This window comes from Methylobacter tundripaludum (assembly GCF_002934365.1).
GTDB lineage: Bacteria > Pseudomonadota > Gammaproteobacteria > Methylococcales > Methylomonadaceae > Methylobacter_A > Methylobacter_A tundripaludum_A.
In genome coordinates, this window is sequence record NZ_PTIY01000003.1 from 31,469 (window position 1) to 46,384 (window position 14,916).

The 14,916-nt window shown below is 47.9% G+C and carries 14 protein-coding genes and 1 tRNA gene; 2 read left to right on the forward strand and 13 right to left on the reverse strand.

Annotated features, from left to right (window positions below):
* Positions 1-91 precede the first annotated feature (91 nt).
* The 4 genes from clpX to B0F88_RS04185 all read right to left on the reverse strand — a co-directional run bounded on the left by clpX (position 92) and on the right by B0F88_RS04185 (position 3,596).
* The gene (gene clpX / locus B0F88_RS04170) at positions 92-1,366 is read right to left on the reverse strand and encodes an ATP-dependent Clp protease ATP-binding subunit ClpX (RefSeq protein ID WP_104422698.1); all 1,275 of its coding nucleotides are present in this window, start codon (positions 1,364-1,366) and stop codon (positions 92-94) included.
* Positions 1,367-1,453: 87 nt separating this feature from the next.
* Positions 1,454-2,071, reverse strand: coding sequence for an ATP-dependent Clp endopeptidase proteolytic subunit ClpP (gene clpP, locus B0F88_RS04175; RefSeq protein ID WP_104422997.1), 618 nt, complete (start codon positions 2,069-2,071; stop codon positions 1,454-1,456).
* Between the two features lie 39 nt (positions 2,072-2,110).
* A complete protein-coding gene (tig, locus tag B0F88_RS04180) occupies positions 2,111-3,406 on the reverse strand; it encodes a trigger factor (RefSeq protein WP_104422699.1) in 1,296 nt (431 codons plus the stop codon).
* 105 nt (positions 3,407-3,511) lie between these two features.
* A tRNA-Leu gene (locus B0F88_RS04185) sits at positions 3,512-3,596 on the reverse strand.
* A gap of 207 nt (positions 3,597-3,803) precedes the next feature.
* Here B0F88_RS04185 and B0F88_RS04190 point away from each other — a divergent pair.
* Positions 3,804-4,055, forward strand: coding sequence for a hypothetical protein (locus B0F88_RS04190; protein WP_104422700.1), 252 nt, complete (start codon positions 3,804-3,806; stop codon positions 4,053-4,055).
* 8 nt (positions 4,056-4,063) lie between these two features.
* Here the strand turns inward: B0F88_RS04190 and B0F88_RS04195 are convergent, their stop codons facing one another.
* Positions 4,064-4,918 (reverse strand): radical SAM protein, encoded by an 855-nt coding sequence (locus B0F88_RS04195; RefSeq protein WP_104422701.1) that lies wholly within the window; start codon positions 4,916-4,918, stop codon positions 4,064-4,066.
* A 73-nt stretch (positions 4,919-4,991) separates the two neighbouring features.
* On the opposite strand from B0F88_RS04195, the gene fae reads away from it, so the two are divergent.
* Complete coding sequence (fae, locus tag B0F88_RS04200) at positions 4,992-5,540, forward strand: formaldehyde-activating enzyme (protein ID WP_104422702.1); 549 nt, start codon at positions 4,992-4,994, stop codon at positions 5,538-5,540.
* A gap of 71 nt (positions 5,541-5,611) precedes the next feature.
* Here fae and B0F88_RS04205 read toward each other — a convergent pair whose 3' ends face one another.
* The 8 genes from B0F88_RS04205 to B0F88_RS04245 form a co-directional block, all read right to left on the reverse strand.
* On the reverse strand, positions 5,612-6,427 hold the full coding sequence (locus B0F88_RS04205) for a formylmethanofuran dehydrogenase subunit C (protein WP_104422703.1): 816 nt from the start codon (positions 6,425-6,427) through the stop codon (positions 5,612-5,614).
* Complete coding sequence (fhcD, locus tag B0F88_RS04210) at positions 6,424-7,320, reverse strand: formylmethanofuran--tetrahydromethanopterin N-formyltransferase (RefSeq protein ID WP_104422704.1); 897 nt, start codon at positions 7,318-7,320, stop codon at positions 6,424-6,426. The genes B0F88_RS04205 and fhcD overlap by 4 nt, the downstream gene beginning before the upstream one ends.
* 61 nt (positions 7,321-7,381) lie before the next feature.
* Positions 7,382-7,786: a type II toxin-antitoxin system VapC family toxin gene (locus B0F88_RS04215; RefSeq protein ID WP_104422705.1), complete on the reverse strand. Its 405-nt coding sequence runs from the start codon at positions 7,784-7,786 to the stop codon at positions 7,382-7,384.
* Positions 7,774-8,004: a type II toxin-antitoxin system VapB family antitoxin gene (locus B0F88_RS04220; RefSeq protein ID WP_104422706.1), complete on the reverse strand. Its 231-nt coding sequence runs from the start codon at positions 8,002-8,004 to the stop codon at positions 7,774-7,776. Before B0F88_RS04220 ends, B0F88_RS04215 begins: the two co-directional genes overlap by 13 nt.
* A gap of 30 nt (positions 8,005-8,034) precedes the next feature.
* The gene (locus B0F88_RS04225) at positions 8,035-8,880 is read right to left on the reverse strand and encodes a hypothetical protein (RefSeq protein WP_104422707.1); all 846 of its coding nucleotides are present in this window, start codon (positions 8,878-8,880) and stop codon (positions 8,035-8,037) included.
* A 257-nt stretch (positions 8,881-9,137) separates the two neighbouring features.
* On the reverse strand, positions 9,138-10,805 hold the full coding sequence (locus tag B0F88_RS04235) for a formylmethanofuran dehydrogenase subunit A (RefSeq protein WP_104422708.1): 1,668 nt from the start codon (positions 10,803-10,805) through the stop codon (positions 9,138-9,140).
* Between the two features lie 9 nt (positions 10,806-10,814).
* On the reverse strand, positions 10,815-12,074 hold the full coding sequence (locus tag B0F88_RS04240; RefSeq protein ID WP_104422709.1) for a formylmethanofuran dehydrogenase subunit B: 1,260 nt from the start codon (positions 12,072-12,074) through the stop codon (positions 10,815-10,817).
* A 225-nt stretch (positions 12,075-12,299) separates the two neighbouring features.
* Positions 12,300-14,738, reverse strand: a complete 2,439-nt coding sequence (locus B0F88_RS04245; RefSeq protein WP_104422710.1) for an acyl-CoA dehydrogenase — start codon at positions 14,736-14,738, stop codon at positions 12,300-12,302.
* Between the last annotated feature and the right edge of the window lie 178 nt (positions 14,739-14,916).

The following is a 14,916-nucleotide window of genomic DNA, read 5'->3' on the forward strand; positions in this document are numbered from 1 at the left end:
CTCAAAATAGTATTTTTTAAACTATCTACTGCATAAAAAAAGGGAGCTTTAAAATAAAGACTCCCTTTTTATCAACCGGCAAAAATTTCTTTTAAGATTCGGCAGAAGCTTTTTTCTTTTCGGCTTCATAAACCAGAATAGGTTCCGATTCACCTAAAATGACACTGCCATCGACAACAACCTTGCAAATATTATCCGCAGACGGCAACTCATACATGGTGTTCAACAGGACATTTTCAACAATCGTCCTTAATCCTCTCGCGCCGGTTTTTCTTTCCATGGCTTTACGGGCGATTGCAACCAAGGAATCATCGCGAAACTCCAGCTCGGCGCCTTCCATCTCAAATAAGTGCTTGTATTGTTTGATTAGTGCATTTTTGGGCTCAGTTAGTATCTGCACTAAAGCTTTCTCGTCCAGTTCCTCTAATGTAGCAACAACCGGCAGACGGCCAACGAATTCAGGAATCAAACCATATTTAATCAGATCCTCAGCTTCGACTTCGGCAAACAGCTGACCAATATTTTTAGACTCGTCTTTGGTCTTTATTTCGGCTGCGAAACCAATCCCGCCTTTCTCGGAACGATCCTTAATAACCCGATCCAAACCGGCAAAAGCGCCTCCGACTATAAACAGGATATTAGCCGTATTAACTTGCAAAAACTCCTGTTGCGGGTGCTTGCGTCCACCTTGAGGCGGAACCGAAGCGATGGTGCCTTCAATCAGCTTCAACAAAGCCTGCTGCACACCCTCGCCTGAAACATCGCGGGTAATCGACGGATTATCGGATTTTCTGGAAATCTTATCGATCTCATCGATATAAACGATGCCGGTTTCCGCTTTTTCTACATCATAATCACATTTCTGTAGAATCTTCTGAATAATGTTTTCTACGTCCTCACCTACATAACCGGCTTCTGTCAACGTAGTTGCATCGGCGATAGTAAACGGCACGTCCAGTAAACGCGCCAAGGTCTCAGCCAGCAAGGTTTTCCCTGAACCGGTAGGCCCAATCAACAAAATATTACTTTTTGCTAATTCAACCGCATCTTTTTTAGACTTACTGCGCAGCCGCTTATAATGATTATAAACAGCCACCGCCAAAATCTTTTTCGCATTTTCCTGACCGATAACGTAATTATCAAGTTCTTCTTTTATCTCTTTCGGCTTGGGCAATTCACCGCCGCTAAAAGAAGATGAATCATCCTGTAATTCGTCTTTGATAATATCATTACAAAGATCCACACATTCATCACAGACATAAACTGACGGCCCTGCAATAAGCTTTCTGACCTCATGCTGACTTTTACCGCAAAAAGAACAATAAAGCAGTTTATCGTCGTCTTTGCTGTTTTTGTCATTACTCATAAATTAGGCTCCCGCAAACATCCGGAGATGATGTTTTTATTTTCGATAGGGCGAAGAATAGATCGAAATACAAAAAAATTCCAACCATTATTTATTCGCAATCGCTGCTCGGCTCGACAATACTTGATCAATCAGACCGTAACTAACCGCATCGTTTGCACTCAAGAAGTTGTCTCTGTCAGTATCTTGCTGAACCTTTTCTATCGGTTGCCCAGTATGATCAGAAAGAATTTTATTCAGCTTTTCCCTGATCGACAGGATTTCTCTGGCATGAATATCAATATCCGAAGCTTGGCCCTGAAAGCCACCCAATGGCTGATGAATCATCATTCTGGAGTGAGGCAAGCAATAACGTTTGCCTTTGGCTCCGCCAGTCAACAGCAAGGCCCCCATACTTGCGGCTTGGCCGATACACATGGTGCTGACATCGGGCTTAATGAACTGCATGGTGTCATAGATCGACATACCCGCCGTCACCGAACCGCCTGGCGAATTAATATATAAATGAATATCCTTATCGGGGTTTTCCGATTCCAGAAAAAGCAACTGGGCAACAACCAGATTAGCCATGTAATCTTCAACCTGCCCTACCAGAAAGATCACCCGCTCTTTTAATAATCTCGAATAAATATCGAAAGAACGCTCGCCCCGAGCAGTTTGCTCGATAACGATAGGAACCAAGCCACCCGCTGCCTCTGGAGCCATCATTTGATTTCTTATGTACTGGTTATACATTTAAACCCCTTACCCTTGCTTGTTCATAGCATCGCTAAAACTTATAGTCTCGTCAGTCACTTTTGCTTGAGCAACCAGCCAGTCAATGGTCTGATTTTCCAAAACCATCTGCCGCACATCGTTCAAGCGGTTTTCATCGGAATAATACCATTCAACCACGTCTTTGGGACGCTCATAGCTTTTCGCCATGTCTTCAATAGTAGAGCGTACCTTATTGTCGTCCACCTTAATACCATTTTCATGAATAATTTCACTTAAGATCAAACCCAACGCAACACGACGTTTTGCCTGTTCTTCAAAAGCATCTCTGGGCAACTTCAAATCTTCCAGCTTCATTTTCTGTCTTTTGGCGGTTTCGATGTATGGCTTCATCATACTTTCGACTTCCTGGTCAACCAGTGTATTTGGAACACTGATCTGAATCTTTTCAGCTAACGCATTCATCACTGCGTTTTTCAGCTTGTTGCGCAACGCCTGCTCAAGCTCATTTTCCAGATTGCTTTTGATATCTTCACGGAAAGCATCCACTGAACCATCAATACCATACGCTTTAATAAAAGCATCATCGATTTCAGGCAGCACAGGCTCTTCAACACTAATCACTTCAACTTCAAACTCAGCCACTTTACCGGCCAATTTTTCATTGCCATATTCTTCAGGAAAAGACACCTCAAAGGTTTTCTTCTCACCAACGCTGAGACCAACCAGATTTTCTTCAAACCCCGGAATCATTTGTTTCGCGCCGATTTCAACTGAATAATTTTCTACCTTTCCATCGGTAAAGTTCTCACCCTCGGAAACGCCGGAAAAACTAATCGTCACGCGATCAGGTTCCTGGGATGCGCGCTCGACCGTAGCCCAGCTTTTCTTTTGCGCTCTTAGTTTCTCAATCATGCCGTCCACATCGACATCTTGAACGGTCGCAACAGGACGCACCACTTCAATTTGATCAATGCCTTCCAGTGAGATTTCAGGGTAAACTTCAAACTCGGCAGTATATTTGAAACCATCAGATTCATCTGATGACTGAATATGCGGATAACCTGCAGGTCTTAAATCCTGTTCCTTTAATGCTTCAAAATAAGTAGTCTCAACCAGATCTCCAGCTATTTCACCACGAACCCGGTCTCCATACATTTTCTTGATAACATGCTGGGGCGCTTTACCCGGCCGAAAGCCATCAATTTTAACTTCGCGCGCTAACGATTTTAAACGTGCCGCCATTTTTTCCTGAACAACTTCCTCAGGCACGCTAACAGTCATTTTTCTGCTTAATTCTGATGTCTTTTCGACAGAAACTTGCATTTCTTTACCTCAATTAAATTTAAAATAAGATTTTTTATAGAATACCGGTAGACGGCTTAAAAGAACTGAAAAGTTAGCGATGAGGGCTGACTCTTATGAATTGGGTGGTGCGAATGGAGAGACTCGAACTCTCACAGGATAACCTACTGGAACCTAAATCCAGCGCGTCTACCAGTTCCGCCACATTCGCACTTTAAATGAACTTGTAATTGTACCTGGAATCATCCGAAGACGACAAGCTATAAATTAAAGCATTTATTCTACATAACCGTTCGTCGCTCAAAGAAATACCCCATTTCTCACAGTTCCATCCTAAAATTACGATTCTATCGTTGCATATTCCCCATATAGATGTAGTATTAGCCTGATGCCAATTCAATGTATTAGGGGGTACGACATGAACATTACACCAACGACCAGCGCAATGAATCTACTCAACACAGCCCAGCATAAATCAGCGGATGCCGCCCAAGTAATCGCTAAATTGCCCATACAAAACGATGAAGTCGGCAGTCCAGAGTTCAATTCCGGCGATATTATCAAACCGGTACTCAGCTTAAAAGAAGCCGAACTGGAAACCTCCGCCGCAGTTAAATTACTCGAAGCCGATAAAAAAACACTTGGATCCCTACTGGATATCAAAAGTTAACACATCGCTCAGCCAGACACTAAGACCTCAAAACCAAAAAGCCTGATTTCATCAGCAAAAGCATTCAACACCGCTACCGACAACTTCTCCAGCCGACTGGATTCAGGCTGGAGAGACGGCCTTGCTATCGTATACAACATCACCCCCTTCAGCACACAACCCTTTGCTTTAATCTCCTTAAGCAAATCCAGGTATGCGTTTTTTTCCTTTAAGGACAAGCCTTGTTTATCGTAATCGAGTAAACAGGTTTGCAGCTTGGTCGGACAAAGCCTTGCCGAAAGCAACAGATTTTCCACGCTCGCCTGACAGCTCTGTCCGGTATTATTGATTAAAGCCCGGCCCTCTTCCGTGGCGCTATCCAACTTGAACCATACTTCGCCGCCATATTCCTTTAACTTTTTCAGGCCCGCCTGGACGCAGGGCCGATGCACCAAACTGCCATTGGTAATCAGCACAAAATTACACTGCGGCAAAATCCCGGCCTCTGCTGCCACCTCGCCAATCAAAGCTACGGCCTTATCGAAATCCTTTAGACTGGTCGGTTCGCCATTGCCGGAAATAGCAACATCCTTAATTACCCGTTTATCTTCATCGACCTGGAAACGCTGATAAAAATTGCCGTTGAGAACATCATCAAGAAAAAATCTCAACTCTTGCCCCAGCAATTGAAAATCCATATCCGGCGCCGCGCCCACTTTAAGATTGGGAACCTGGCAATAAATGCAACGCCAGTTACAGGCATTGTTAGGATTAAAATTGATGCCGATCGACAAGCCGCCCGCCCGCCTGGAAAACACCGGATACACATATTTCAACCCGGCAACATCCCGATTATGATTGTTTACTGTTAATGTCGAAGCCATGACCCTACTCAGAAATAATCCAAATCATGCTATTCTACGATCTTCTCTATTTTTAATTTGGAGTTTTTAAGTCATGAGCGAAAGAATTATATTGCGCACCGGCGAAGCGCTGGTTGCAGGCGGTCCGCCGGGTACCGCGGCAGAACCTGAAATCATTATCGGAGAACTGGACGGCCCGGTCGGCATTGCTCTCGCAACACTGACCGGCAATCAGTCTAAAGGCCATTCCAAAGTCTTTGCCATTTTAAACACCGACATTCAAGTGCGTCCGGTAACGCTGATGGTTAGCAAGGTAACGGTAAAAAACAGCCGCTACACCAATATCCTGATGGGTACCGTACAAGCGGCCATTGCCAACGGCGTGCTTGACGCAGTGCGCGCCGGCGACATTCCCAAGGAAAAAGCCAATGATTTAGGCATTATCTGTTCAGTCTGGTTAAATCCGAGTGTTGCGACGGACGACAATCTGGATCATCAAATCCTGTTCGATATACACCGTAAAGCCATGACGCAAGCGATCCACAAAGCCATGACCAACACACCGGATATCGACTGGCTGCTGGAAAATCAGGATAAAATCACCCACAAATATTTCCAGATGGGCCTGGACGGAAAGATTTAAAGTCCATACAAAAAAGCCCCGATAAACGGGGCTTTTTTGTAGCCACAAGCAAGTCGAATGATGTAAGTACGCTACCCTATTTTAACCAATACTTCGCCACGCCCCATTTCCGACATATCGCCAGCATAACGCTGCACCCGGTTAAAAGCCGCAGAGCCGTCTGCAAATTTGGAATTAAATTTCTTAAATGAGGCAAACAGTATCGGCAAAAACGCCAAGGTGTGCGCACCGCAATCATTGAATCTTGCCGACGCCTGCGGCTGATTCCATAACAATAACGTGCCCCGGCGCATCGCAAACCCTAGGTATTTTCCGGTCTGCCCCATGACCGCAATAGTGCCCGCCGTCATTCTGGAACCGCAATAATCGCCGGCATTGCCCTCGATCAGAATGTTGCCGCGCCGCATGTGATCGCCGGCGCGCTCGCCGACATTGCCTTTAACCAGAACGGTTCCGCCTTTCATGCCCATTTTATTGCCGGGCAGAGCCGCGCCCAAAAAATCGCCGGCATTACCGTTAATCGTTAGGAAGCCTTTCTTCATTTCGCAGGCCGCATAAATCCCTACATCACCGGACACTTCAATCTCGCCAGATTTCATGCCTAAACCGAGATAAGCGCCCGCATCGCCTTCAACCGTTATGCGTCCGCCATCCAGTTCTTTGCCGATAAAATCAAGCTTACCGAAACTGTTTTTTATGACGATGTTTTGCGCGTCGGAACCTGCAATATCGAATAACTCGTCGACACGAATCTTGCGCTTGCCATTCTGTAACGTAAGAGCGGCAATTTCAGCCGCCTGCATACCATCCAGTTTATGGCAAACCAGCGGTGACATATCCACGCGCTGATCAGGCTTAAGTTTCAGCGTAAAGGTTAAAGCGCTCATGCCATAATCTCCTGTAAGTGAAAGTGGAACGGCCCTAACTTGCCACCGTAATTACCCGCACTAATGCGTTTGATGCCGTTCGTAGCGCCTAAATCGCAGACCGCCTGAATGCCCACACGCATGGCTTTATCAATGTCTTCTTTGGTTAAACCGTCGATAACGATTTCCATGACCGATTCGATTTCCGGCGACAGGTCGGTTTTGGTCATCCCCTTTAAAGTCGGGCAGAAAGCATCATTGGTTGACGCGCCCAAAGCCGCATATTTTGAACCCACCTTGGAACCGGAGCGCACTACGCCGCCGGGGAACGGCATAATCACATTCGGGATCTTGCGCATTTCTTCAATCGCCGCCTCACAGGCCGCCAAAGCTTGCGGTTGCGATTCGGCCAACACCAAGAAATTGCCGCCGCCGACTGCATCAACCTGCCCGGTAGTTGCTTCGGCCAAAAACTCGCCGTCCATGACCGGAATACGCCAGTAACGCTTGCCGTCGATTAATTTAGCCACTTGAAAACCGTCGCCGAAATAACGCAGGTTTTTACCCAAGGCTATGCGTGTGCCGCCATCAATACCGGCAAACAAGGCTGAGGTCGGCGACGTCAATACGCACTGACCCGCGCGTGTTTCAAGCTGCTTGGCCAAACCTTTGCCGCCCATCGCAAAAATCATGATCGACACGCCGGGGCGGCCGTCAGGCGTTTCGGAAGGATCAAGAACCCGCTCAATTCCCGCCTCGCAACCGCAGGCAATCACCGACGTTGCAAAACCGGTCATGGCTTGGGCCGAGATCATCGCCCACTTTTCATTTTGTGCGGTGATGATGGCGCGAGTGGCTTTCATCGGAAACGCTTCGGCAAACGTAGCGTCTATGGTTACACCGTTAATAATCATATTGTTAAACTCATTATTGAACTATTTTTCAGTATCGTAGCTTGATTGGTAAATCTCTAACCTAAATATCAAGCAAATGCCCTTGCAATTCGGGATAATTTTTAAAATGACCATCGACGCTCATTAACTTAGCATGATAGTTTAAAGCTGTGCCGATAATCATCCGATCAAACGGATCCTTATGAATATCGGTTAAATCAACAGCACAGCAAGTAATAGCGGGTGACAACGGCAATAGCTCAATACCGGCCGGAGCTAAAGCCTCTTGCAACCATTCACTAACCGGTAAAGGCAAAACCAAACGACCACCTTTTACCAATTGCGCTATTTCAAAACACGAAATAACCGAAACAGCTACCCGCTCGGTTTGTTCTATGCAGTCAATTTGCTGCGCTGATAAGTAACTAAACTTATCATTTAGCCACCATACCCAAATATGCGTATCCAATACGACTATTTGAGACACTCAAAATCCTCACTCGTCACACTGGGCTCTATTAAATCGCCGATTATCTTGCCTTTACCGGCGATAGATGCGGGCGGCTGGCGGCGTTTATCAACGGCTTGATGATTTTTGATTAACTCGCGCAGAGCAATATTAATTATTTCATTAAAATCATCAACGCCCACACATTGCGAGGCATTTTTCAACAAGGTGTCGTTTATGGTAATGGTTTGTTGCATGACTAAATCCTGCTATTGAAGCCTAGTGCACTAAGCATCATATTTTTCACTTAGTAATCGAACAATTATTTGCGACCATTTGATGCTATCAAAAACCAAAGGTTTTATTACCGGCTTTGAGCCGTGGGCGTTTGACATATTATTTCTTAACAATTGCAGCACATAAGCAGCTTGTTTGAGCGACCCTTCAAGGTTTGCCCTAAATACTTTGATATCGCCTTCCTTCCATTCAATGTCAGTTAATTGACCATCAATAGCAGTATATACACCAGTTGCCTCTAGTGCTTTTTTACATCGATGCTGAAAGGATTTACTGTAATCTACCTCGCCAAGACTCTTATCTCGATATACTCGCGCAATTACGCTTTCAACAGCGGCATACGCAGATAAGATTGCTTCATTTAAATCACCGTCGCGAAATTTTGTTGCGGCTTTAATCAATTCTTCCCGTGCAGACGGCTCTAGTTCTTCCAAATCTGACCTATCTAAAACTTCAATCGGCAATATCTTATTATCAATGAGTTGCCAACCTAATCTGTCAAGGCAGTATTGCAATCTTTCTTTTCTTCCTTCAGGTTCCTCTATCTCATTGCCATATGAAAATACCCTATATCGATCACTGAATATTTCTTCTATGACGGTGTTCAAAAAGCGAAGCTTCGTTTCATCAGCAAAACTCAGAAAACAATCTCCTATTTCTGACACAAGCTGGCTCGTATTTGGATTCCCCCAATTATTAGCATCAAAACCTAGTCCCTTGAGAATTTCTAAATCAAATCCAGCAAGCCCCACAATATCCTTAATATCATAGAAATCAAATTTTCTAAGTATCGGAGCAACAGCAGCCCATGCCGAATTGATGTCATTATTATTCATAGAATCTTAATCGAGTCACAGACTGGCGGGAAGAGCACATTCACATGCAGCACTTTGTTTTCCACTACATTCCAACACTGAACTTAATTAACAATGCCGCAGTCAAAATCGTTTGTAAAAATCCAACTCCAACAATCCAGCATATCAATTCGTCTTTAAATTCGGCAATTTTCAACTCCAGCTTTAATTCAACCTCTCTAACATCCTGCTTGGTAGCTGACAAGGTTAACGCAGTTATTTTTCTAAACCCGTAACAATCATGCCACAGTCCCTTTAAGCGGATGCACCGTCAAACTGCCGCGCCCATCTTCGGTAATCTCGTCATCGCTGATTTTAAAGTTGCCCAGTTTCATGGTCAGGAACCGGTCAAAATATTTCTGCAAATCCTTTTCTACCGACGCATCAAAATCAGGCTTAACGACATGGGTCGTACCCCATTTGGTGTGAACAACCTTGCCGTCTACCACCACCAGCTCACCGTCTTTAAACACATAATCCGGTTTTTCGAACATAAGCTGCCGGTCGGCGTTGTCGGTATAAACGGTAATATCCGCCCAGTTACCGGCGCTTAAAGCGCCGCGATCTTGCAGACCGATCAGTCTGGCCGCACCGGCGCGGGTCATAATCGCAATTTCCTGCAAACTGTATTCACGCTCAATCGATGCCAAGGTGGTCATCTTTTGCGCTTCGGGATGAATCGTAGCCAGCACATCGTTACGGAAACTTCTATCCATCAGCAAGCGGATCAAATGCGGATAGCTGGTGAATGGTGCGCCATTCGGATGGTCCGTGGTCAGGAAAATACGCCACGGGTCATCAACCAGCAGGAAGGTTTCCAGGCCAATCGCCCATTGCAGCGCGTTAACGAAGTTCTGGTCCTTGTATTTGAACGGTACAACGCCGCAGCCCGCATCGCATTCAATATCCATCGTCACCCATTTATTCGGGCTGGCATGCTTATGATTGGCGTGTTGGCGCATGTTGTCGCCGGATGCTGTTACGGTTTGACCGAACAGGATCTGCCCGACATCAATCGTGATGTTCTTGTTAAGGTTAACCGCTTCGGCAATCTGGGCCGCACCGGACGAAAACTTGAAATCCCCTTCCGTACCATAACTATGGAACTGAATATGGGTCAAATGCATCGGCAAGCCGCCTATGCCCTGAATGGTATCCAGCGTAGTATTCATGTTGCCGGGCACACCCAGATTACAACCATGCACATGCAGCGGATGCGTAATGCCCAGCTCTTTAACGGCCGTTGCCAATACGCGCAGAATCTCGCGCGGGGTTACGCCGTAATGGCTGTTTTGCTCGTCCAGGTCCAGTTTGCGCTGATTAAATTTAAATGCACTGATGCCGCCCGGATTAACGACTTTAACGCCGATCGCTTTAGCGGCTTGCATGGTAAAAGCGACATAATCATTGATAGCTTTTTGGTCTTTTTTGGCCGTCAGCATACGCAGCAAATAATCATCGCTGCCCATCAACACATAACCGCCTTTATCCAGGATCGGAATGTCGGCCATTTCCATATGCGCCTGGCGCGCATTAATCGGCAATACGGCGGGTTCAAAACCGGCGGTATAGCCCATTTCCGCGTAACGATAGCCAGTCACAAAGGTGCTGGGCATCGCATGGCCGCAGCCGGAACGGCAAATGTCGGTACGATGAACGGGATCCTGACGATGATCTTCCGGCAACAAGGTTCTGGCGATATTGCCCTTGCCGCCGCCGATATGTGTGTGCATATCAATCGCACCGGACATCACCACCTTGCCATTTAAATCGTATTCTTTATCGACCTTAAAATCGCCGACGGGCTTATTGACGATGCGTCCGTCCTGAATGTAAATATCCTGTTTCGCGCCATCAATCCCGCTGGCAGGATCGTAGACCGCTCCACCTGTTAACTTTATCAACATACTATTTTCCTACAGAGCTTGTTCAATGGCATTAAGTACGTCAAACGTACTAGGCAAAGCGGATTCGCGTAATTTTTTCAGCCGTATCGCGACCACGTTATCCATACGGTAAGCATGACCGGCATGGTCGATACCCGGCGTACCGACAGGGATAAATACATCCGGTTCTTTTGCAAACGTCATCCCGGAACGGCCCACCACGATTGTCGGCAAGGTTGTCACCGGTGGGACGGCTTTAGCATTAAACGCCTGCACCCAGACCAAAGCATCTGCCTCGCCATTAGCCAGCAAGGCATTCGTATCGTTCAAATAGGGATCGTATTCGGGATAGCCGCTGGAAAAACGGGTACGCGCCGGGTAACCGGTCGTCCAGCCGCAAACCTGATTGGCCGTCTGATCACCTTCTTTGCCGCCTAACGGCAAGCCGGAGCTACGGGTATTTTGGTTGTTAATATCCTTTACCATTTCTGAAATGGTTTGCACCGTCAATTCGGCCTGACTATAGGCCAACGCACCGGCCGCCCAAGTCACTACGCTGTAGCTTGCCGCTTTTAATTTATCGGCAATACCCTGCAAATCAACTACCGCAATGCCGCCGACCGAATCGACCCGTATCGGATTGCCTTTAACCAATGCCCGCAATACCGCGACAACATCAGGCAAATCTTCATTGGCGCATTCGAAAACCTGCGCTTTTTGGCCGCTAGGCGACGTGGACGCGTTACCGGAAGGCGTTTTGCCCAAATAGATAACCTCGCGCTTGCCGGTATCGTCCAGGAACATGGATTCTTCATTCCACAGGTAACGCTCGAAAAAGCGCGGCGAAAAGCTTTCCAGATCGACGCCGACTACCAGCAATAAATCGCAGCGGTTTTTGACTTCCGCCAGCGTCGTATTCATCCAGCCGGAATCCTGTAAGGCCAGAAAATTGTTCCGCGCGCCGGTAAAATTCATATTATCGACCACAGCGCCGCTACGATCCGCCAACGCCAACAACGCCCGCATGCCGTTAACATCGGTTGCACAGCCGCCGATAACCGGTTGATTGGTGTTTTTTAACAACGCCGCCGCCCTGGCTACAGCCTCATCCAGACTGACGTCCTTGCCATCAACTCTTGGACGGGTATCGGTAATAGCCTGTTCAAAAGCGGGCGTATTAACCGCGCAGCCGTTTTCAACCACCTTAAGCGATACGCCGTCAACCTGAATGCACAGGTCGTCCGTGCCGATACCGCAAAAAGGGCTGGGTACTTCAGTTATCTCAGCCATGGAGCTATCCTTTTGTTAGTCACAATATAAGGTTATTGTGACAGATGACCTCTATTCGTACAACCTTGGCATCTCACCCAGTCAAGCCTTTATCCGTCCTTAAATTGATGAGTCTTTTAAAACGACATAAAGTTGATGACGCGTTTAGAAGATCAACCGCTTTCTCCTGCTCAATGAAACAAAAGGCGGCCTAAGCCGCCCCTTGATGCCCCTGATTCGGCTGTTTTATATTTTGCCGGTGTTGCTTAATTGTTCAGGACTAAAATCATCGACGCCGATCGCTGCAAAGCGGGCCTTTTCAGCGGCCACTATCAACTCGGCTTCTTTTTTACTGATAATTGAATTGCTTATCGCCGCATCCAGCACATCGACAATCGAGCCTTTCGGCAACTTTTTCTGCTTTTGTGCGGCATGGATCTTGGCTTCCACAGGCGCTGCGGCCAGCACCGCCTGGAAGGCGACTTCAATCCTGCCGGTCACGTCATCGGGCTTATAGTTAATGTAAATACCGTGGGTTAAACTGTCGCGAACCGGTGAATTTTTCAGCAGCAGCGCCGCAGTCTGGTGGATCAAATGATCGGCGGGCGGCGAATACGGTTTGCCGCCGGGGAACAATACGGCTCTTAACAGATAAGCAGGGATCCGCATCGGCAAGGCATGAAAAATAGCCAGCAGCGATTGCTGGGCCCGGTGCAGGGTTTGCTGGCAGGCCCAATCCAACAACGGCAAATCATCTTCGGGACTGCCCTGATCCTGAAAGTTTTTCAGCACACAGGAACATAGATACAGGTTGCTCAAGACGTCGGCAAAGCGCCCGGAGATGCGTTCCTTGCGTTTAAGCGAGCCACCCAGCGTCAGCAGCGCAAAATCTGCGACCAACGCAAAGCCGACGCTAAGCCGGGCAATCTGGCGGAAATATCGCCGGGTATGTTGATCGCCCGGCACCTCGACAAATCGGCCCCCGGTCAATCCCAGCCAAAAACCCGCGGCCAGATTATGCAGCACGGAACCGATATGCTCGAACAGCACTTGATCAAACCGATCAAGATTATCATGACCTAAAGCTTCCATTTCCCGCTGGATGTACGGATGACAACGCACCGCGCCCTGGCCGAAAATCATCATCGTGCGGGTCAGGATATTGGCGCCCTCGACGGTAATGCTGACCGGAATCACTTGGTACATCCGGCCAAGATAGTTCTTAGGCCCCATGCAAATACCGGAACCGCCCTGTATATCCATGCCGTCGTTAACCACGCGGCGCATTCTTTCGGTGAGTTCGTATTTGATGATCGCTGAAATGACCGACGGTTTTTGCCCGTCGTCCAGCGCTGCGGCGGTCACCTTGCGCGCGGCGTCGATAATATAAGTCTCACCGGCTATGCGCGACAGCGGCTCTTCGATGCCTTCAAACTCGCCTATCGGCAGATTGAACTGCTTACGGATGCGCGCGTAAGCGCCGGAATTGCGGCTGACCATTTTCGACGCGCCGGTGCTGAGTGCGGGCAAGGACACCGCGCGACCGGTCGCGAGGCATTGCATCAGCATCTTCCAGCCGTTGCCGACTTGCTCTTTGCCTCCGATGATCCAGTCCATCGGGATAAACACGTCTTTGCCCCAGTTCGGGCCGTTCTGGAACGCCGAGTCCAGCGGAAAATGACGCCTGCCGATCGAAACGCCAGCAGTATCGGTCGGAATCAGCGCAACGGTAATGCCGATGTTTTCCTGATCGCCGATCAGGTGCTCCGGGTCATAAAGCTTGAACGCCAGACCCAGCACCGTGGCGACCGGGCCCAAGGTAATATAGCGTTTTTCCCAGTTGAGCCGTATGCCCAGCACCTTGTCCTTGCCACTGGTTCCCAAGCTCGAGCTTGGGAACCAGCCGTAACAGACCACGCCGGTATCGGGCATGGCACCGGCATCGCTGCCTGCAAGGGGGCCGGTCAGCGCAAACGCGGGAATTTCCTCGCCTTTTGCCAAGCGCGGCAGATAATGATTTTTCTGCTGCTCGGCACCGTAAGCCAGCAATAATTTGGCCGGACCCAAGGAGTTGGGCACCATGACCGTGACGGCTGCGGTGGTGCTGCGGCTGGAAATCTTCATAACCACTTCGGAATGCGCGTACTCGCTAAACTCCAGGCCGCCGTAGCGCTTAGGTATAATCATGCCGCAGAATTTGTGCTGTTTGATATAGTCCCAGACTTCGACAGGCAAATCCCGGCGATTGTGGGTAATGTCCCAGTCATCCAGCATGCCGCACAAGGTCTCTACCGGGCCGTCGATAAAGGCCAGTTCTTCGGCAGTCAATTTCGGGGCGGGCAAATCGAGCAATATTTTCCAGTCGGGATGACCGGAAAACAGCTCGGCATCCCACCAGGTATTGCCCGCTTCCAGCGCTTCGCGTTCGGTTTGCGACATTGGCGGCAACATCTGTTTCATGACCTTGAAAACTACGCTACTGAATAGCCGTTTGCGGATAGCCGGAACATTCAGCGGGATAAAAATCGCATCGAAAACGACCCAGAGCAGGAATACTAAATTGCCGCCCTGCGCCAGCGAATAAAGCCCCAACCATCCGGCCAAAACCAACGTGGCCCTGCGTAGAGGTACCCGGCCATAAGCCAGGACGCCGACGATAATGAGTGATGCGATTAACCAGATCATGGGGTGGTCCTTAAGTTAATTACTGATGTTACACAAACAAAATAAAGACACCGCGAAGGCACGAAGAACACAAAGTTATTTAGCAGTAATATTCAGCCATTGAAAAATGATAGACACCCCTACGCATTTCAAATCCAACTATTTTTTTAAACTTAGGATCATGCATAAATTAATTTAG